Genomic DNA, 19,357 nt, shown 5'->3' on the forward strand with positions numbered 1-19,357 from the left:
CGGAAGATTGGACGATTTAATTTTGTAGAACTAAAAAATAGTGCTGAAAAATCGATTAGGTGTTGCACCTATGACACGCACGAGTGCTTCTCCAGAAGGCTTTGCAACGGATCAAATGGCACAATACTATGCTTCATTTGCACATGGCGGATTTGGTTTGATTATTGTTGAGGGAACCTATACAGATGAGCTGTTTAGTCAGTGTTACTTCAACCAGCCCGGGATGGCCACTGACGAACAGGCTAAATCGTGGGAAAAGGTGGTGGAAGCTGTTCATAAGGCTGGCGGAGCAATTATTGTTCAGTTAGAACACGCGGGTGCTTTATCTCAAGGTAACCGATTCGAATCAAATATATTGGCTCCATCAGCAGTGCAACCACAAGGAGAGCAACTTGCGTTTTATGGCGGTGAAGGAGCTTTTTCGATGCCTGTGGAAGCAACGAAGAAAGATATTGAAAACGTAATTCAGGGATTTGTGAATGCTGCTGTTCGTGCCAAATCAGCTGGATTTGACGGCGTAGAAATTCACGGTGCAAATGGTTATTTACTGGATGAGTTTCTTACGGACTATACAAACCAGGGAACGGATGAATACGGAGGTTCCCTCAGCAATCGTGTTCGTTTATTGGTTGAGGTATCGAGTGCAGTTCGGCAAGCCGTAGGAGAAAACTTTATAGTTGGGATTCGAATCTCCCAAGGGAAAGTAAATGATTATGAGCATAAGTGGGCTGGTAAAGAAGAAGAGGCAAAAGTGATTTTCCAACAGTTAGGACAGTCGGGGCTTGATTATATCCATGTCACGGAATATGAGGCTTGGCAACCAGCCTTTCCAGACAGTAGTAGACAATCTCTTGCTGAGCTTGCCAAGAAGTATGGAAACATTACAGTGATGGCTAATGGACACCTGGAAGATCCATCTAAAGCAAGTCAGATGGTCGAAAATTGTACAGCCGATATTATTACTTTGGGCAAAGGAGCTCTTGCTAATCATAATTGGCCTGTCAAAGTTAAAAATGATGAACTGCTAGCTATATTTGACCAGGAAAAGATTTTAAGACCGAATGCCACGATAAAGGACTTTGAATTGGTCGATTAAGAAAAAAGTACGTCCTTTAGACCTTCTGTAAAGTACTCTATCAAGGTACTCTACAAAAGGTCTAATTGAATGAACTCTGCGATCACGGAGAGCATGGAAGATGGAAGAAGGTTTGCAATTGTGGAGGGAGAAGTGCGTAAGATTGCCGAATATGCCCCGAAAGTTACGTTAGCTGGTTGTTGTGACTGATACGTTTCCTGATATGATAAACAACGAGCAGGATTAACGGGAAAGCGATGGCATGGGTGAAATCCCAATCTACCCAGTAGGCGGGGATCTCCTTGACGTAGAAAATAATATTTTTTGCAATCAGATGCGACAGTCCGTAAATCAGAAATGCCACTGGAAAGATCAATGGCCGATAGGATTTTAGCTTTAGTAGCTGAGCTGTCCCCAAAACAAATGCGTAAAAGAAAAGCGCTGTTTTGAAATAGGTGCTAATGATCCACGTGGTGGCCATTAAAGCCTCAATCCGCTGCAAAAAATTAGCAATGTTGATTCTCTGGGCAAGAATATAGGCAGCGTAAAATTCGTGTTCTGAGAAATATGCCCCGAGTACTGTTAGGGAGAGAAACAAAATGAGGTTGAGTCCAACAGCTCCGATCAACAAAGAAATGAATATATTGCGGCTCGTATTGCTTTGTTTTTGGACATAGGGATACACCATGAAGAACACGCACATTTCTCCAAAGGGATAAAATACACCGAACATAATGGTGTGCAGCATGTCAGGAAACGATGTATTCAAAATAGGATGGATACGCTCCATCTTGACATCGGGGAACAGGAGAACGATTAGGCAAATCAGAAAAAACGCAAAGAAAGGAAAAAAAATCTGGGCTGCTCTGCCCAGCGTTTCAAGACCCAGCCGCAAGCCATACACCAACAGAAAAATCGCCATGAAGCGAATGACCCCGCCGGGTGTCCCTTCGTAAATCTGTGTGCACATGAAATCTTCGATTTCTCTGATATAGGTGGAGGCTGCAATCAGGAAAAAGAATAAATAACTCAACGCTACAGCTCCACCCACCCATTTTCCTAATACTTGTAATGAAAGCTCAATAATCGTTTTAGTTGGATCAATATTTGATGTAGATATCATCAGCTTTACGCATGCAAGTCCTAGCGGAATACTAATCAAGGCGGCAATCCACGCATCCTCGTGGGCTCCGGTTGCCATTGCTGCAGGATACACAAGTGCCATTTCCCCGATTAGCGAGAAAAGTCCAAGTAACATCATTTGAGCCGTACTGATCCGGTCTTTTTCAAGATTCATGAGATTCCTCCAAATCTGCTGCAAACTGCCCCTCAAGTTTTCTTTTGTCATTTCCTTTAGTATGTGATTTTATAACATAATTATTAATTGATAGTCGAAAAGGAATGTTAAGGGGATAATTATCAAGTTCTTCTGTCATACTATTTGTAGTTTGCTCACGGAATGCGGAGGTTGTGACATGAAGGATACAATTACTGGCACATTATCACACCGCTTGGAGGACAATTTGGTGCAGTTGGTTCAACTGCTCGGGACAAGCACCGATTTGATCACTAAAAAGCTGGAATTGGATGAGTCTACGCATATCGCTTTGCTTTATATTGATGGTCTTGTGGATACACAGGTTCTGCATAATTCCATATTATTTTCGCTTCAGGAACGTTGTACCCCTGACCAAATGAGAGATCTTGATGCTAATCAGAAGATTGAGCTTTTGCGAAAACGTATGCTGATTGCGGGGGATCTATCCGTCACGCATGACCTTGGGCAATTTGTTCATGAGCTGTTATCCGGTAATATCATGGTGCTGGTTGACGGAACATCCAGCGCCCTACGGATCGGACTGCCTGGATGGGAGGACCGCAATGTAGGCGAACCAAGCTCACAATCAGTTGTACGTGGGCCGATGGAAGGGTTCACGGAAAATATGCGGACAAACACGGCGCTGATTCGAAGGAAAATTAAAGATAGCCAGCTATGGCTAGAAACCTTCCAAATTGGTAAGGTGACTCAAACCAGTGTATCCATTATGTATCTCGCCAACATCGCTAATCCTGACCTGGTGCAGGAGGTGAAGCGCAGATTGGCCAAAATAGATACGGACAGTATCCTGGAGAGCGGATATATTGAGGAGTTTATTCAAGATACGGCTGCTACGCCGTTCCCCACGATCTATAACAGCGACCGGCCGGATACTATCGCAGCGGGAATCCTGGAAGGCAAAGTGGCGATTCTTGTGGATGGAACCCCCTTTGTCCTGTTGGTGCCTACCTTTTTTGTCGCTTTTTTTCAATCTGCCGAAGATTATTATCAGCGGGCCGATATTGCCACCTTGCTACGGTTCATCCGTTTTCTTTCCTTTTTCATTACGTTGCTTGCGCCTTCATTTTATGTGGCGGTTACGACTTATCATCAGGAGATGATCCCTACCAATCTGGTTATCAGCCTTGCCGCACAGAGAGAAAGTGTTCCTTTTCCTGCATTTGTGGAGGCAGTACTCATGGAATTAACGTATGAGATTTTGCGGGAGGCGGGAGTGAGGATTCCAAAAAATATAGGGCAGGCGATATCCATTGTTGGAACACTTGTAATAGGACAGGCGGCGGTTGCCGCGGGCTTTATCTCATCAGCAATGGTTATCATTGTATCCATTACGGCCATATCCAGTTTTGTGATACCAGAGACGGGCATGTCGATCGCTGCAAGAATCATTCGCTTTGTTCTTATCGGACTAGCTGGCTTTATTGGACTATACGGAATACTATTCGGTATCTTTTTAATCGTGCTGCATTTGGCGAGTCTGCGTTCTTTTGGCATGCCCTATATGAGTCCGATCGGTCCATACCGTTCAAATGATCTGAAGGATTCCATCTTCCGCTTTACCTGGCCGCGTTTAAAGACAAGGCCGGCAGAAAGTATGATTCAAAATCTTGACCGTCAAAGCACAACCAAGCAAAAGGAGTCGGCAGATGAGCCCAAAAAACCGTAAAACTGTTTCGCGACTGCTGCTTACCCTTTTGGTCCCTATGCTGCTCAGCGGGTGCTGGGAAAGACAGGAGTTAAATGAAATGGCCTTTGTGCTGGGAATGGGGCTAGATAAGGCTGAATCTGGCTATAAGGTTACACTGCAGGTGGTTATTCCTTCAGCAATTGCCTCGCAGGCGGCGGGAGGGACGGGAGGTGCCGGGGTGCCAGTGATTGTATCTACCTTTACGGTCCCAACGATTTATGAAGCCCAGCGCAAGTACAGTCTGGAAAGTGCGAGAGCCGGCTACTATGGACATATCCGTATACTGGTGATTGGAGAGGAGCTTGCCCGGGCAGGAATTAGCGAGGCACTTGATATGATGAAGCGGAGCCGAGAGCCGCGTAATGATTACTATGCCATGGTCGCCAAAGACACCACTGCCGAAGATGTTCTGAAGGTCCTTACCCCGCTAGAGAGATTGCCGGCAAGTAAATTATATAATTCCCTGGACAAATCTTATAAGACATCGGGCAAAACAGTCGCTGTTTCTTTGAACCAATTTATTGAAGATTTGTTGTACGAGGGGAAGAATCCGGTGCTAACCGGAGTGAAGATGTCCGGCAGTGTTAGTGAGGGCGAAAAGAAGAGCAATGTGGAAGATAGCTCGCCCACAGCCAAATTACAGTACAGTAATATAGCCGTATTTCGGAAGGATAAGATGATCGGGTGGTTAAGCGATAACGAGACGATTGGCTACAATTATATCACCAATAACGTTGTCAAAAGCTCAGGTTCTGTAATAGGAGACGACGGACGGCCCATCGTCATTGAAGCACTTCATACAGACACCAAACGTAAAGTCAAGATTATTGACGGTGAACCACATATTTACATCCATGTAAAGGCCTTGTGTAATGTTGAAGAGGTAATGAGCAAAGATAATCTGGAAGCAGAGCGCGTGATTACAGGGCTGGAAAGGAAATCGGAAGAACGAATTATCTTGCGGATGAAAACTGCAGTTAAGCAAATTAATGAGCGCTATAATGTGGATATTATGGGCTTTGGACAGTTGATCTACCGTGCCAACCCCCAAGCTTGGGCTAGGCTACAACAGAAAAAAGGGGACAATTACCTAAAATCGCTACCTATCCATTACAAAGCCAGCGTGTCGATTAACCGAATTGGTATTACAGACAAATCTTTTATTGAAGATATCAAGGAGTGAGCGCAATAGTGTTACTGCTTTTTCTGGCAACAGCAGCGGTTTGTGCGGTCATCGATGTGCCTTTGCTGACACGAGGAAGCAGGCGCCGTGACCTTCTGGTCTGGGGCTTGTTTTGGATCACGGGCATTGGTGTAGTGGTCTGCTCCTTGTACAAAATCAATGTGCCGAGCCCATTGCTTCTGGTCATGATGATCTATAAACCGGTTAACAATCTGTTTACATCCTGGTTTTATTAGGTTGTAAGGAAATTCACCTTTTGTACCTCGGAAAGCGCTCCGTTCCTAATAGTTTGATCTTGTTGATATCATGGGTCACAGTTGAGTGGCGGGAGATGGTTGCTTGAACAGCGAAATGCTGCTATCAGGAAATGCTTTTAAAAATAGTAGTAGTATCTTTGATTTTAATAGTAGAAGTGAATGTTGGTAAAAGCAGCAGCAGTCTAAGACTTTATTTTTCAAGTCCTAGTGAGCTGCTGCTTTACTTTTAGAAGCAGTCTCTTACATATCCCCGATAAGTGAGAAAAGCCCAAGTAATATTATTTGAGCCGTACTGATGCGGTCTTTTTCAAGATTCATGAGATTTCTCCATATCTGCTGCAAACTGCTCCTCAAGTTTTCTTTTGTCATTTCCATTGGACTTTTGTGTAGAAAAATTGGTAAAAATACAAGCTGGTTACGGAGGATTTTTTGTATTCCATATTTTCTCTAATTGACTTTATAACCCGACATTATTATTATCTTATACTATAAGATTAATTATCTCATACTATAAGGTATTAGCGAGAAGGTGTTGTGACCATTGGATTATAAAGCATTAGCGACAGAACTATTCGAGTATATCGTCAAATCGCGGAAACCGGCATTAGAGGAACGAGGGCACTTTTCACGTGGCGAAATGGGGATTCTCATTTGTCTGAATTTCAATAAGGACGGGGTTACCTCTGGCCACTTGAGCGAATACTTGTCCGTCAGTACGGGACGGGTAGCAACGGCACTGAAGAGCCTGGAGAAGAAAGGACTAGTTGTACGGCGTACTGATGTCAGCGACAAACGTAAGGTAATTGTATTCATTACGGATTCAGGTAAGCAATTTATGATTGATAGGCATAATGAAGGAATCGCATGGACCGAGAATGTTCTTCGAAAGTTAGACGAAGAAGATGCCAAAGAACTGATCCGACTCATTAAGCTTATTGTCTCTAGAAGCTGAATTTCTATGCAGAGCAGGATGCACCATACTTCACCAAGCATCAAAGACTATCAGATAAAAGGAGAGCAACAGAATGCTAAAGATATTCAAATATCTCAAGAAAAATGAATGGATGCTTGTGGTTTGCAGCCTAGCCTTCATCGTTGTGCAGGTATGGCTTGATCTGAAGCTACCTGATTATATGGCGGAAATTACGACCAAGCTGCAAACGGAAGGAACGCCTGTGTCCGAACTGCTGATTCCCGGCAGTTACATGTTGTTTTGTGCCGTCGGCAGTATGATTGCATCTATTATTGTGGGCTATTTCGCGGCAAAGGTGGCTGCAGGGCTGGCTATGCGTCTGCGTGCGATGGTCTTTGACAAGACCTTATCCTTTTCGATGGAAGAGATGAACAACTTTTCGACGGCAAGCCTCATTACCCGCTCCACGAACGATGTTACGCAGATTCAAACGGTGGTTGCGCTGGGGCTGCAGGTGATCATCAAGGCACCGATTCTGGCCGTGTGGGCCATTGTGAAGATTGCAGATAAAAACTGGCAGTGGACCGCCTCCACAGGAGCGGCCGTGGCTGCTCTGATCCTGATGCTAAGTGTCATTGTTGTTTTCGCTCTTCCAAGTTTCCAGAGAATCCAGCGTCTCACCGATAATCTGAACAGGGTAACACGTGAGCATCTGATCGGACTTCGGGTAGTACGCGCTTATAATGCAGATCAGTATCAGCAGGAGAAGTTCGAGCAGGCTAACGTCGAGTTGACGAATACAAACCTGTTTGCGAACCGTTTAATGACGATGATTGGCCCAGGTATGACCTTTATTATGTCAGGTCTGAGTGTCTCTATCTATTGGATCGGCGCTTACCTGATTAACGGGGCGGCCGTACCAGACCGCATCACGCTGTTCTCCAATATGGTCGTATTCTCCTCTTATGCAATGCAGGTGGTTATGGCCTTTATGATGGTAAGTATGATATTCATCCTGATGCCTCGCGCCTCGATCTCTGCCAAACGGATCATGGAGGTTTTGAATACCGAATCCAGCATCGTTAATGGGCATGAGACGACTGGAGAAGAGAGCGTTATGGGGCAAGTGGAATTCCGTAATGTCAGCTTCAAATATCCGGACGCGGAGGAGGCCGTGCTTCGCAACATCAGCTTCACGGCGAAACGAGGCGAGACGGTTGCCTTTATTGGCGCTACAGGCAGCGGCAAAACCAGCGTGATCAATCTGATTCCCCGTTTCTATGATGTGACCGAGGGAGAGGTACTCGTGGACGGTGTGAATGTCAGGAACTATAATCAGCAGGCACTCCATAACAAAATCGGGTATGTTCCTCAGAGAGCTGTACTGTTCAACGGTACGGTCGTATCCAACGTTTCGTACGGTGATAACGGAAGAGCAGGAGCTTCGGAGAAACTTGTCAAAGAAGCCGTTGGTATTGCTCAAGGAACGGAGTTTGTCGAAAAAATGGATGGTCAATATCAGGGTAGAATTTCGCAAGGTGGAGCGAATGTGTCCGGTGGTCAAAAGCAGCGGCTGTCCATTGCGCGTGCCATCTACCGTCAGCCGGAGATTTATATTTTCGATGATTCCTTCTCGGCACTAGACTACAGAACAGACCGGATTCTGCGCTCCGCTCTCAAAAAAGAAACCGGCCACGCTACGACACTTATCGTTGGTCAGCGCATAGGTACGATCAAAGACGCTGATCGGATTATCGTGCTGGACCAGGGAGAGATTGTAGGGAGCGGCACGCATGAAGAGCTGATGACGAACTGCAGCACCTATCAGGAGATCGCATATTCGCAGCTTTCGAAGGAGGAACTCATACATGGATAAGAATGAACACACCGTCGACAGCCAGCAAATGAAAATGAATCAAGGAGGTCCCATGGGTAAAGGCCCTGCGGGGGGCAAGGGTGCTGGTGAAAAAGCGAATAATTTTAAAAAGACCATCAGCCAGCTTGTATCCTACAGCAAGGCCTATGTGCCTATGATTGTACTAGCTATGGTACTGGCCCTGGTCGGCTCCACCCTCAACGTGATTGGCCCGGATAAGCTCAGTGATATTGCCAACCTGATTCAGGAAGGAATCATAACCGGGATTGATGTAAGTGCTGTTCAGAAGATTGTTCTTGTATTGGCGCTTTTATATGGATTTGGTCTTATCTTTAACTATTTCCAGGGCTTCATTACAGCAACCGTCTCACAGCGTCTTACAAAGAAGATGCGGACAGAGCTGTCTCGAAAAATCGATCATATGCCTTTGAAGTATTTTGACTCTACGAGTTACGGTAATGTGCTTAGCCGCGTAACCAACGATGTCGATACCATCGGACAAACGTTAAACAACAGTCTCGGCACGCTTGTCGGTGCACTGGCTACCTTCGTGGGCGCCTTGATTATGATGCTTTATACAAACTGGATCATGACCATTACCGGAATTGTAGCTACGCTGATCGGCTTTTGCCTGATGAGCGTGATTATGAAGCATTCACAGAAATACTTTGTAGCACAGCAAGCGGAGCTTGGCCAGATCAACGGTCATATCGAAGAAACCTATGCTGGTCATAACGTAGTCAAGGTATATAACGGGGAACAAGCAGCCAAGGAAGTGTTTCATGGCATTAACAGCCGCCTATATACAAATGCATGGAAGTCCCAGTTCATGTCTGGTCTGATGATGCCAGTCATGATGTTCATTGGAAATTTTGGTTATGTCGCGGTTTGTGTCGTGGGAGCTTTGCTGGTCAACCAACAGACTATAACTATCGGAACTATTGTCGCCTTCATGGTGTATATTCGTCTGTTTACACAGCCCTTGTCGCAGCTGGCACAGGCCGCAACCAATCTGCAGTCGGCGGCTGCCGCCAGTGAACGTGTATTCGAATTTCTGGGTGAAGAAGAATTGGCAGATGAGCGTCACAAGACCATAAAGCTGGACACCGCCAAAGGGGATGTCGAATTCAAACATGTCCGTTTCGGCTATAATACAGATCGTATGATTATCAAGGACTTCTCCATGAAAGCTGAAGCTGGTCAGAAAATTGCCATTGTTGGTCCGACAGGTGCTGGTAAGACCACGCTCGTGAATTTGCTCATGCGGTTTTATGAGCTGAACGATGGAGAAATCTACATTGACGGAACCCCGATCAGCCAATTAACGCGTGAGAATATTCATGAATTATTCTGTATGGTGCTTCAGGATACCTGGCTGTTCGAAGGAACGATTCGTGACAATATCGTCTTTTCCAAAGATCATGTTACCGATGAGCAGGTGGAAGCTGCTAGTAGAGCGGTGGGGCTGCACAGCTTCATTAAAACACTGCCGCAGGGCTATGATACAGTGCTGGACGACAAAGCCAATCTCTCCGCCGGTCAAAAGCAATTGATTACCATTGCAAGAGCGATGATTGAAGATTCACCCATGCTCATTCTGGATGAGGCCACAAGCTCGGTTGATACGCGTACGGAATTGCTGATTCAACAAGCGATGGACCAGCTGACTGTGGGGAAAACCTCCTTTGTGATTGCTCACCGACTTTCGACGATCAAGAATGCGGATCTGATTCTGGTCATGAAGGATGGTGACATTATCGAAATGGGTAACCATGAGGAATTGCTGGCTAAAGGCGGCTTCTATGCTGATCTATACAACAGTCAGTTTGAACATGCATCCTAAAAGTAACTGCTTGAAAGCATAATAAATATCCATATAGTTCCATCAGCATTGACATCAGCATGTGGACATTATAAGGTATGAAAGCCAGAATTTCTTAATCATAATTGTGGAGGCAGATCAATGAACCAGCGTTTTCGAATCACCCGTTCCATGCAGGAAAGTCCGGTGGAGCAATCCATTTCCCTGGAGGAGTGCAAAGATTACTTTGCATCCCAGCCAGACTTTTCGTATTCACGAGTGCTTATCATACAAGGTGCTGAGAGCACCATGTCGATTGAGGGAGATTTTTTCATGTGGAAGTATGCTGACGTAGAAATACCTTTTCGCCATTACATGGGGGATGTGTATGTGGCTATTTCCGATGAGGCTGTCGTGCCTAAGATGATTGAAATTGCAACAGATTTGCAAGCAGATGTGGTGGATGGGTGAAGAACTATTCACTATTTTTATTCTACTGAAGGTTATTGACTTCGTAGTGTATCTTTACAGCAATGGACAGTGCTGATTTCTGACTGCTGACATCGAGTTACATAGATGTCAGCATTTTTGTTAACCACGTAACTGCAGTGGACATAGTAAAGCTACAAAATGATAGACTTCATCCGCTGATCGCCTCTTATTGGTAGATGTGAGGAAAACGGAGGACCTGATATGTCAATATACTGGGAAGAACAATCCATTACCACAAAATACATATTCATTGGCTGGATGCTAAGAGACTTAACAGCTGGATCAACGAAAGGGGAAACGTATGCTATGTTAGAGATATTTCGTTGTTTCTCATTACGGGAGGCAGTTCAAGCTGGAAAATTAGCGAACAACCGTTGACGGTAAACTCCCAGGATGTGGACCAGGCAGCGAACAATCCGATTACGTCCTACAGCAATATTGCGTATACACTTCGCTTTTATGCAGGAACATATTTTCAGTCGCTCAGGAGTTATGACGGTAAAGAATATGAAGCTATTGGAATTGGCTTAGATACCACGATATTCTCTGATGAATATAGCAAGTATGGTGAGTTTACAGGTAGTTTTGTTGGCTTGACCTGTGCCGATCGTGTTAAACATCAACAATATGCTGATTTTGATTTTTTCGAATATAATGTTGATGAAATGAATGAATAAATAAGTATTATTAGTTACCAAATGGTTACTATAGAACATTAAGGTGCCTACTTCACAAAAAACACGAGCGAACTTATTATGAATTTGAAAACCTAAGTTAAATTAATATCGTAACTTTGAAGTCTTTAGTTATCAATTATGATATTGATGTGTGAGGGAGATTTACTGATCAAGCAGGAACCTTTTACTTCAATGGTGATGGGCACGAAACGAAAAGGATAAAAAATTTTGAAAGGAATTTGAGAATGACAATTGAAGCGAATAAACAACAGATGCACCGGTTTACAGAGTTCATAAATACGGCTAGCGTAAAGCTAGCAGAAGAACTTATTGCCCCAGATGCGATTTTCTATGTCCCAGCACGGGAAGATGCGATGAAGGGACCGGATGGATATCTTGCAATTATCCAAATGATGCGAACTGGCTTCCCTGATATCCAATGGACACTGAAGGAGATGGTTGCTGAAGGCGATAAGGTAGCTGCGCGATTCATTATGCGAGGTACGCACCAAGGCAGTTTCTTCGGTTTTCCTCCAACAGGGAAAACCATCGAGGTTCAAGCGATGAATTTTTATCGATTCTCTGATGGGCAAATTGTAGAAGAATATGGTCAACCCGATATGCTTGGATTACTTCAACAAATTGGCGCTGTTCCAAGTTCGTAGAGGTTCATTTCAATACGACATCTGATGGTGTTCTTTGTTCGATGGATATGTAGCTAAGTAGGACAAATGTTCGTCTAAAATGGAAGCTACATAGGGAAGCTTTCCATTTTAGACGAATAAAAGACATACACTGTTTGTGCTGTGAACATTCGTACTTTGTTATGAAATATAAATAAAATAATGCCTGAGCCTTTGAATGTAGCTATACGCATCAAGACATCAATTCATTCGAGGCTCTCTCTTAAAATCTCTAATCCTCTTCTTAATTCCTCTAAAGAACTAGTGGATGAAAGCGCTACTCTTAGATAATTTTCTTCTGCATTCCCACCGCTCAGAAATCGATTGGAATGAAATACACGAACCCCTTTTTCCAGAAAAAAACCTTCAGAATAAGCTTCGTGCATAACTTTTGGTAAACGTAGCCATCGATAAAAACTCAGTGGATGTCCCCCGTGGAGAGTATTTGGGAAGAATTCAGCAAATAACTGGTTGGCTGTCTCGGCCAATTGTTTTTTCTTCGTAACAATCATATTTGCTTTTCCTGACAGAATCAGCTCAGTTACGATCTCTGCGTCCAAAGAGGATGTTTTGACGTTGACGTTGTATATGGCCTTCATCATTGTGTCTTTGAATGCTTCGTTAAACACGATATAGGCCACTCGAAGACCTGAGCAGATGGATTTGGCGGTGCTACAAATATAAACCGTTTGTTCAGGGAGCAGCTGATACATCGGCTGACCATAATGATCTATAATGTCCGCTGACAAAAAGGCATGAATGTCGTCCTCAATCAGGATCAAATGATGTTTTTGAATGACCTGAGCTAATTCTTTTTTTCGCTTTTCCGGAATTACAATGGTCGTGGGATTAGCGCAGGAAGGCATTAAAAACACACCATGTAAATTCGATTGAGAACATTGGTCTTCCAGAGCTTCAGGTAACATACCATACTCATCCCCTGAAATGGGAACTAGTTTGATACGAAACATTTTGGATACTTCAATAAAATTGGCATACGTATACTGGTCAACCGCAATTCGGTCCCCGGGTTCAAACAGTGCTAAGAGTGTAATAGCTAATGCATTTTGGGCTCCTGAAACGATCGCCATATGTTCAGTATCGGCCTGGATGCCAAAAGCCTTCATCCAATTGAGAGCAGCCAGTTTATGATGCGGGATACCTGCAGGATCATTGTAATTCAATAGCTGTTCCAGATAACTTTTCTCTACCACGTGCTTTAAGGCCTCAGTAACCAGATCATTGGTTTGCTCAAATGAGGCAACAAAACCAAGGTCAATATGTACGTTTGAGGATGGATCTTTTGAAATGGTGACCGACCGAGCCGCGTTGGCTGAAACAAAGGTGCCGTTTCCGGTCACACCATGAATTAATCCTTTAAGCTCGCAAAGCTTGTATGCGCGTGTAATCGTTGTGAAGTTCACATCCAAAAAATCGGCCAGCTCCCGCTGAGGGGGAAGTTTTGTACCCGGAGCCAAAAAGCCATGTCTGATGTCATGTTCCAGCAATAGGGCGAGAGAGCGATAAAGCGGTCGTTGCAATCTATCCCTGTCAGGTTTCCACGACATCGGATAATGTTCAAACGAATTAAATGGCATAGCACACCTCACAATATTGTAATGCATACAATTGTATCATTGATTGTATGGATTTACATTGCTAAACTAACGAAGAAATGTAATCTTGTCAAGGAGATGTAGCAACGATGATACACAGAAGTAAGCTTCAATTGGCCTTTAAATCAGCTTTCCCTTCCACACTTCCCATACTGGCTGGATTCTTGTTTCTAGGGATTGCCTACGGCATTCTTATGAATATATCTGGCTTTGGTGCGGGGTATGCGATCCTTATGGCCCTATTTATTTTTGCCGGATCCATGGAATTTGTTGCAGTGCATTTACTGCTCGGTCCGTTCAATCCACTAGGTGCCTTGCTAATGACCTTAATGGTGAACGCACGGCATTTATTTTATGGCATATCCATGCTTGAAAAATACAGAGGCACCGGATTCAAAAAGTTCTATTTAATTTTTGGACTATGTGATGAATCGTTTTCAATTAATTACACGGCAAACATCCCCAAAGAAGTCGACAAGGGATGGTATATGTTTTTCGTAACCCTGCTTAATCATAGCTACTGGGTATTTGGCGCTGCCATTGGTGGATTTTTCGGATCTCTGGTGCGCATTAATATGGAGGGGCTTGAGTTTGTGATGACGGCGCTCTTTGTTGTGATCTTTATTGAACAATGGATGAAAGAGAGCACACATCATAGTGCATTGTTGGGTTTGGGAATTTCGGTCCTTTGCCTGCTTATTTTTAATAGCGAAAATTTCATCGTTCCATCTATGATAGGTCTTCTTATCGTGCTCTCCTTCATGAGAAAATCACTAGATAGAAAGACAGGTGAGAGACACGATGTCCATGACTTTGTTTGAGAACATCACAACGATAGGAATGGTCGTCTTGGGAACGATAATGACCCGATTTATTCCATTTATTTTGTTCCCTTCGGGACGTCCCACACCTAAATATGTACAGTATCTCGGCAAAGTGCTTCCCTCGGCAGCTTTAGGACTGCTGGTCATTTACAGTGTTAAGGATGTCACTTTTTTCTCTGGGTCTCATGGTGTGGCCGAATTGATTTCCATTGTCGTCATTATTATGCTGCATCTCTGGAGAAGAAACATGCTGATATCCATCGCTGGCGGTACACTGCTCTATATGTTCCTGGTCCAATTTATATTCTAAAAGTTGATCATCTCCGTTGTTGCAGGTTAGCTATTGAAACTTTACACAAAATAGTTGGAGTGACTATCAGTTGCACGAACAATACCCAAGAGGACTAATGTTAACCTTAGTCCTCCGTTGTTTTTAAAATATTCAAAGGCTTGTCATTCTCGTCCTCAAAACACTTAATCGGGCTCAGTTTTTTAAGAATCCTTCATGTTACGAGGAATTTCCTCATTGAGCTTATGATATTCCAAACCCCACGTTTCCATAACATTAATGATGGGTCTTAAAGTATTCCCTAAATCACTCAAGCTGTATTCGACTCTAGGTGGTACTTCGGCATACACGGTTCGAATGACGATACCATCCTCTTCCATAGACCGCAAATTTTCTGTTAGAACTTTTTGACTGATTTCTGGAATACTTTTACGAAGTTCACCAAAACGTTTGGTTCCTTTCAAAAGGTCTCTCATTATTAGCAACTTCCATTTGTTTCCTATAAGTCCAACCGTTGTCGCCACCGGACAAAGAGGCAACTCTTTTTTTGTAATCATTCGGTCTAATCCTCCAATAGTTACTTTTTGGTTCCTATCTAATAAAAAGGTGCCTACTTTCAAAACGATTATATTGCTTATATTATAAAGCGGTCGAGGAAAAAGCAAATTAAACGAAAGGTGGAGAAACCTTGAATGACAGCTTATGGATGCAATTAACAGCCTACTTTTCAAATAACATGCATGTTTTTTTAGCTACTGGGAAAGAGCATATAATAATAAGTTTACTAGCTTTACTCTGCTCTGCCTCCATTGGAATTGTGTTGGGTTATGTAACCTGTAAGTACAAACGAACAGAGAAATGGATCGTATCCTTGTTCCAAGTTCTAAGAATTATGCCTAGTTTAGCTGTTCTACTCCTTCTAATCCCTATTATGGGGACGGGAACAAAACCAGCTTTAATTGCCCTGGTACTGTTGGGAATTCCTCCTATATTAATGAATATGATAGCCGGTTTAGAGTCTGTTCCCTCTTTTTTGCTTGAAGCTGCTCATGGAGTGGGTATGTCAGAACAACAGGTAATGTGGCGAGTCAAATTCCCATTAGCTGCGCCAATGATTCTGACAGGGATTAAAATAGCTGCCATTGAGGTCATTGCGAGTGCTACCCTGGCTGCCAAAATAGGAGCGGGTGGATTAGGGGAAATCATCTTTACTGGTTTAGGACTTAATCGAGTGGATTTACTTTTGATTGGTGGGTTTTCGGTGGGAATTTTAGCAATTACAGTCGGGGTAATGCTTGATATGTCCGAGCGTATTTTGTTTAAATATAGATTTTTGAAAAGGTAGGTAAAAGATATGTCTAGAAACAAGAGAAAACTGTATTTTTCAATTTCAATTTTTCTTGTATTGTCGCTCATTTTAAGTGCATGTGGTGATAAAACAGAAAATGCTGAAGATAAAGCAGCAACGATACGGATCGGTACGAAAGATTTTACTGAGAATTTGATTGTGGGTGAACTTTACGCTTTGGCTTTAGAGGGTGCGGGATATAAGGTAGAGCGAGTACCCAATATTGCGGGCTCCGTTATCCATTCATCTATTGTTAACAACGATATCGATATGTATCCAGAATATACAGGTACCGGTTTATTATCCATATTGAAAGTAGATATGCTCACTGATCCTGACGCGGTTTATAAGAAAGTTAAGGAAGAATATAAAAAGCAATTTAAAATTACTTGGCTAGATTACTCTAAAGCAAATGATGGAGCAGGACTTGTTATTCGTTCGGAAGTTTCTAAAAATCTAGGAATTACTACAATTACTGATCTACAAAAACATGTAAGTAAGCTTCGATTCGCCTCACAAGGAGAAGTTGACCAACGTGCAGACGGAATTCCAGCTCTAGAGAAAGTGTATGGTAAGTTCAATTGGAAGTCATCTAAAGTATATGATAACAGCTTGAAATATGAAGTGCTTAAAAACAATGAAGCGGATGTTGCCCCAGCTTACACAACAGAAGGGCAACTAGTTAATAAAGATCAGTTCACACTGTTGAAAGATGACAAACAAGTATGGCCTCCGTATAACTTGGCTCCTGTTGTTCGTGATAATGTGCTGGATACAAATCCAGAGATAGCTGAGGTTATTAATAAGGTGAGTGCGGCGCTGGATACGGAAACGGTAACCGCCTTGAATGCAAAAGTGGACGTGGATAAAAAAGAATATGAAGATGTGGCAAAAGAATTTTATGACTCAATTAAATGAGTGTGGGGGATAACATGAGTCTTATAGCAATTGAATTCCAAAATGTGTGCAAAACATACGCAAACTCCAATGACTTAGCTGTTGATCATGTCAATCTGTCTATTAGGGAAGGCGAATTTATAACCATACTGGGTTCGTCCGGATCAGGAAAAACCACACTATTGAAAATGGTAAATCGTTTAATTGAACCTACCCAAGGGAAGATAAAACTATTTGGTGATGACATTGCTGAAATTGATCCTGTAGCGCTACGGAGAAGAATTGGCTATGTTATTCAGCAAGTGGGTTTGTTTCCTCATATGACCATTGGACAAAATATTGCTACTGTGCCCCGGCTTTTGAAATGGGAAAAAACGAAGGTGGATGAAATGGTGCACAAATTGTTACTTTTGGTTGGGTTAGATCCAGTAAACTACCTAAATCGTTACCCTTCTCAACTATCGGGAGGTCAGCAACAGAGAATTGGACTAGCTAGGGCTTTAGCAACAAATCCTAATACAATGTTATTGGATGAACCTTTTGGAGCCATAGACGCCATGACTCGTCTAAATTTGCAGGATGAACTTCTGCGGATTCATGGGGGAGTTAAGAAAACCTTCCTATTCGTAACGCATGATATCAATGAAGCATTTAAGCTGGGAACCAGGGTAATAATCATGAATCAAGGTAAAGCCTGTCAGTTTGATACGCCAAGAGAAATTGTTGCTCATCCCGCAGATGAATTTGTCGCATCGCTTATTCAATCTTCAAGAGAGCAAGAACGTTTCTGGGAGGGGTTAAAGTGATCGAATATGCCATTAAGCATCCGGATAAGTTAGGAATTGTATTACTGGAGCATGTGGAGATGCTAATTGTGATCATGCTGATCTCCATTGTCGTCACAGTACTCTTAACAATTTTAGCCCTGACTTCAGAAACGATATCCAGGTTACTCATTTATATCTTTTCGATTCTTTATTCAATTCCCAGCTTGGCCCTGTTCGCAATCATGATCCCCGTGACAGGTTTGGGTAAAACGACAGCGATTACCGTGCTCATAGCATATAACCAATATATCCTACTACGTCAGTTTATTGCAGGTTTGAATCATGTTGAACAGTCTATTATTGAGGCAGCCACTGGGCTTGGTATGAGCCGTATTCAGGTATTGCTTCATGTTCGTGTGCCTTTGGCCATCAAAGCTCTTTTTACAGGATTAAGGCTAGCATCCGTATCTACGGTTGGAATGGCGACTATAGCAGCATTTATAAATGCAGGCGGATTAGGCTCGATATTAAATGATGGCTTACGAACCATGAATATAGATAAGATTCTGTGGGGAAGTGTATTGTCAGCGTGTCTCGCTATTGGAACGAATGCAGTATTCATTCAGTTTGAAAAACGAATCTACATTGGATCGGGGAGATCACTTTTATGAAGGCTGTTGTACTGGAAAGGGCCTGTAAACCTGAAGAACTAAAGATAAAAGAAGTTCCAATCCCCAAAGTTAAACCAGGTTGGGTACTTGTTAAGATCAAAGCTTTTGGAATAAACCGCTCTGAAATGTTTACAAGACAGGGACATTCCCCATCCGTCAAATTCCCACGGATTATTGGTATTGAATGCATAGGGCAGATCGAAGATCCATCTGACAGCACATTTCAAAAAGGGGAGCGTGTTGCTTCATTAATGGGGGGATTAGGCCGAGAATTTGATGGAAGTTATGCTGAATATGTTTTGATTCCTTCAAAACAGGTTTATTCCATTCCAATTGAAATGAAATGGACTGAGCTCGCTGCAATTCCAGAAATGTATTATACGGCGTATGCGTCCTTATTCGAATGTCTCCAATTAACTGCTGACGAAGTGCTTCTCATTCGCGGTGGGACGAGTTCTGTTGGTCTGGCTGCCCTTCAGCTAGCAAAAAGTACAGGCGCCACAGTCATATCAACCACTCGGAACAGCGGAAAGCTAGCATATCTTCAGCAGGCTGGAGCAGACTTTGCTTTACTCGATGATGAGTATTTTACAAAAGAAGTTTATAAAATCGCTCCAAATGGCGTAGACAAGGTCCTGGAGTTGGTCGGTACCGTTACAATAAAGGAATCATTGCAACTGGTTTCAGAGCAAGGGACCTTATGCATGTCAGGGATACTGGGAAATGAATGGACACTTGATTCCTTTGAACCGTTAATTGATATACCGACAGGTGTTTATTTTACGGCATTTACAAGTGAAGTTATCAAAGAAAACGTACTAATCGACCTGTTCAATCATATTAAAGAACATGGAATTGTTCCGCCGATTGCTAAAGTTTTCAAGCTAGAAGAAATCCGGGAAGCTCATCTTTTAATGGAGAGTAATGATGCGAATGGTAAGATCGTAATTTTGAACGATTAG

Annotated in this window: 20 protein-coding genes; 17 read left to right on the forward strand and 3 right to left on the reverse strand. The window is 43.0% G+C overall.

The genetic code is table 11. The features are described 5' to 3' along the window. The first annotated feature begins 37 nt into the window (after positions 1-37). A complete protein-coding gene (locus tag BM358_RS10525) occupies positions 38-1,096 on the forward strand; it encodes an NADH:flavin oxidoreductase (protein WP_049828395.1) in 1,059 nt (352 codons plus the stop codon). Between the two features lie 163 nt (positions 1,097-1,259). Here the strand turns inward: BM358_RS10525 and BM358_RS10530 are convergent, their stop codons facing one another. Continuing rightward, positions 1,260-2,372, reverse strand: coding sequence for a GerAB/ArcD/ProY family transporter (locus tag BM358_RS10530; protein ID WP_023988609.1), 1,113 nt, complete (start codon positions 2,370-2,372; stop codon positions 1,260-1,262). A 178-nt stretch (positions 2,373-2,550) separates the two neighbouring features. On the opposite strand from BM358_RS10530, the gene BM358_RS10535 reads away from it, so the two are divergent. The 9 genes from BM358_RS10535 to BM358_RS10575 all read left to right on the forward strand — a co-directional run bounded on the left by BM358_RS10535 (position 2,551) and on the right by BM358_RS10575 (position 11,965). After that, positions 2,551-4,080 (forward strand): spore germination protein, encoded by a 1,530-nt coding sequence (locus tag BM358_RS10535; RefSeq protein ID WP_028541285.1) that lies wholly within the window; start codon positions 2,551-2,553, stop codon positions 4,078-4,080. Beyond that, complete coding sequence (locus BM358_RS10540; protein ID WP_028541284.1) at positions 4,061-5,284, forward strand: Ger(x)C family spore germination protein; 1,224 nt, start codon at positions 4,061-4,063, stop codon at positions 5,282-5,284. Before BM358_RS10535 ends, BM358_RS10540 begins: the two co-directional genes overlap by 20 nt. 8 nt (positions 5,285-5,292) lie before the next feature. Next, positions 5,293-5,520: a hypothetical protein gene (locus BM358_RS10545; protein WP_226887813.1), complete on the forward strand. Its 228-nt coding sequence runs from the start codon at positions 5,293-5,295 to the stop codon at positions 5,518-5,520. A 562-nt stretch (positions 5,521-6,082) separates the two neighbouring features. After that, the gene (locus BM358_RS10550) at positions 6,083-6,493 is read left to right on the forward strand and encodes a MarR family winged helix-turn-helix transcriptional regulator (RefSeq protein ID WP_028541283.1); all 411 of its coding nucleotides are present in this window, start codon (positions 6,083-6,085) and stop codon (positions 6,491-6,493) included. Positions 6,494-6,566: 73 nt separating this feature from the next. Beyond that, on the forward strand, positions 6,567-8,330 hold the full coding sequence (locus BM358_RS10555) for an ABC transporter ATP-binding protein (protein ID WP_023988614.1): 1,764 nt from the start codon (positions 6,567-6,569) through the stop codon (positions 8,328-8,330). Next, positions 8,323-10,173: an ABC transporter ATP-binding protein gene (locus BM358_RS10560; protein WP_028541282.1), complete on the forward strand. Its 1,851-nt coding sequence runs from the start codon at positions 8,323-8,325 to the stop codon at positions 10,171-10,173. Before BM358_RS10555 ends, BM358_RS10560 begins: the two co-directional genes overlap by 8 nt. A gap of 120 nt (positions 10,174-10,293) precedes the next feature. Continuing rightward, positions 10,294-10,602, forward strand: coding sequence for a hypothetical protein (locus BM358_RS10565; protein ID WP_025723019.1), 309 nt, complete (start codon positions 10,294-10,296; stop codon positions 10,600-10,602). A gap of 344 nt (positions 10,603-10,946) precedes the next feature. Beyond that, positions 10,947-11,300: a beta-xylosidase family glycoside hydrolase gene (locus tag BM358_RS26435; RefSeq protein WP_231517165.1), complete on the forward strand. Its 354-nt coding sequence runs from the start codon at positions 10,947-10,949 to the stop codon at positions 11,298-11,300. Between the two features lie 245 nt (positions 11,301-11,545). After that, on the forward strand, positions 11,546-11,965 hold the full coding sequence (locus BM358_RS10575; RefSeq protein WP_028541280.1) for an ester cyclase: 420 nt from the start codon (positions 11,546-11,548) through the stop codon (positions 11,963-11,965). Positions 11,966-12,189: 224 nt separating this feature from the next. Here the strand turns inward: BM358_RS10575 and BM358_RS10580 are convergent, their stop codons facing one another. Then, the gene (locus tag BM358_RS10580; protein ID WP_028541279.1) at positions 12,190-13,581 is read right to left on the reverse strand and encodes an aminotransferase-like domain-containing protein; all 1,392 of its coding nucleotides are present in this window, start codon (positions 13,579-13,581) and stop codon (positions 12,190-12,192) included. Positions 13,582-13,688: 107 nt separating this feature from the next. On the opposite strand from BM358_RS10580, the gene azlC reads away from it, so the two are divergent. Together azlC and BM358_RS10590 are read left to right on the forward strand one after the other, a co-directional pair. Beyond that, positions 13,689-14,420 carry an azaleucine resistance protein AzlC gene (gene azlC, locus BM358_RS10585; RefSeq protein ID WP_023988621.1) on the forward strand — a complete coding sequence of 244 codons (732 nt, stop codon included), beginning with the start codon at positions 13,689-13,691 and terminating at the stop codon, positions 14,418-14,420. Continuing rightward, positions 14,401-14,733, forward strand: coding sequence for a branched-chain amino acid transporter permease (locus BM358_RS10590; RefSeq protein ID WP_023988622.1), 333 nt, complete (start codon positions 14,401-14,403; stop codon positions 14,731-14,733). Before azlC ends, BM358_RS10590 begins: the two co-directional genes overlap by 20 nt. Before the next feature lie 182 nt (positions 14,734-14,915). Here BM358_RS10590 and BM358_RS10595 read toward each other — a convergent pair whose 3' ends face one another. After that, positions 14,916-15,269, reverse strand: coding sequence for a winged helix-turn-helix transcriptional regulator (locus BM358_RS10595; RefSeq protein ID WP_023988623.1), 354 nt, complete (start codon positions 15,267-15,269; stop codon positions 14,916-14,918). 131 nt (positions 15,270-15,400) lie between these two features. Between BM358_RS10595 and BM358_RS10600 the strand changes: the two genes are divergently transcribed. The 5 genes from BM358_RS10600 to BM358_RS10620 are packed head-to-tail and all read left to right on the forward strand — an operon-like array spanning position 15,401 to position 19,357. Continuing rightward, the gene (locus BM358_RS10600) at positions 15,401-16,057 is read left to right on the forward strand and encodes an ABC transporter permease (protein WP_023988624.1); all 657 of its coding nucleotides are present in this window, start codon (positions 15,401-15,403) and stop codon (positions 16,055-16,057) included. Between the two features lie 9 nt (positions 16,058-16,066). Continuing rightward, a complete protein-coding gene (locus tag BM358_RS10605) occupies positions 16,067-16,978 on the forward strand; it encodes a glycine betaine ABC transporter substrate-binding protein (RefSeq protein ID WP_028541278.1) in 912 nt (303 codons plus the stop codon). Positions 16,979-16,992: 14 nt separating this feature from the next. After that, on the forward strand, positions 16,993-17,763 hold the full coding sequence (locus tag BM358_RS10610) for an ABC transporter ATP-binding protein (RefSeq protein ID WP_025723011.1): 771 nt from the start codon (positions 16,993-16,995) through the stop codon (positions 17,761-17,763). Further along, a complete protein-coding gene (locus BM358_RS10615; protein ID WP_028541277.1) occupies positions 17,760-18,395 on the forward strand; it encodes an ABC transporter permease in 636 nt (211 codons plus the stop codon). The genes BM358_RS10610 and BM358_RS10615 overlap by 4 nt, the downstream gene beginning before the upstream one ends. After that, positions 18,392-19,357, forward strand: a complete 966-nt coding sequence (locus BM358_RS10620; protein WP_028541276.1) for a zinc-binding alcohol dehydrogenase family protein — start codon at positions 18,392-18,394, stop codon at positions 19,355-19,357. Before BM358_RS10615 ends, BM358_RS10620 begins: the two co-directional genes overlap by 4 nt.

Source organism: Paenibacillus sp. cl130 (genome assembly GCF_900116035.1).
GTDB lineage: Bacteria > Bacillota > Bacilli > Paenibacillales > Paenibacillaceae > Paenibacillus > Paenibacillus polymyxa_B.

What these genes read in the sequence shown, in the direction of transcription:
- BM358_RS10565 (WP_025723019.1), top strand. Translation starts at nt 10,294, where the DNA reads ATGAACCAGCGTTTTCGAATCACCCGTTCCATGCAGGAAAGTCCGGTG.
- BM358_RS10605 (WP_028541278.1), top strand. Translation starts at nt 16,067, where the DNA reads ATGTCTAGAAACAAGAGAAAACTGTATTTTTCAATTTCAATTTTTCTT.
- BM358_RS10575 (WP_028541280.1), top strand. Translation starts at nt 11,546, where the DNA reads ATGACAATTGAAGCGAATAAACAACAGATGCACCGGTTTACAGAGTTC.
- BM358_RS10595 (WP_023988623.1), bottom strand. Translation starts at nt 15,269, where the DNA reads ATGATTACAAAAAAAGAGTTGCCTCTTTGTCCGGTGGCGACAACGGTT.
- BM358_RS10540 (WP_028541284.1), top strand. Translation starts at nt 4,061, where the DNA reads ATGAGCCCAAAAAACCGTAAAACTGTTTCGCGACTGCTGCTTACCCTT.
- BM358_RS10610 (WP_025723011.1), top strand. Translation starts at nt 16,993, where the DNA reads ATGAGTCTTATAGCAATTGAATTCCAAAATGTGTGCAAAACATACGCA.
- BM358_RS10560 (WP_028541282.1), top strand. Translation starts at nt 8,323, where the DNA reads ATGGATAAGAATGAACACACCGTCGACAGCCAGCAAATGAAAATGAAT.
- BM358_RS10530 (WP_023988609.1), bottom strand. Translation starts at nt 2,372, where the DNA reads ATGAATCTTGAAAAAGACCGGATCAGTACGGCTCAAATGATGTTACTT.
- BM358_RS10580 (WP_028541279.1), bottom strand. Translation starts at nt 13,581, where the DNA reads ATGCCATTTAATTCGTTTGAACATTATCCGATGTCGTGGAAACCTGAC.
- BM358_RS10555 (WP_023988614.1), top strand. Translation starts at nt 6,567, where the DNA reads ATGCTAAAGATATTCAAATATCTCAAGAAAAATGAATGGATGCTTGTG.
- BM358_RS10620 (WP_028541276.1), top strand. Translation starts at nt 18,392, where the DNA reads ATGAAGGCTGTTGTACTGGAAAGGGCCTGTAAACCTGAAGAACTAAAG.
- azlC (WP_023988621.1), top strand. Translation starts at nt 13,689, where the DNA reads ATGATACACAGAAGTAAGCTTCAATTGGCCTTTAAATCAGCTTTCCCT.
- BM358_RS10535 (WP_028541285.1), top strand. Translation starts at nt 2,551, where the DNA reads ATGAAGGATACAATTACTGGCACATTATCACACCGCTTGGAGGACAAT.
- BM358_RS10590 (WP_023988622.1), top strand. Translation starts at nt 14,401, where the DNA reads ATGTCCATGACTTTGTTTGAGAACATCACAACGATAGGAATGGTCGTC.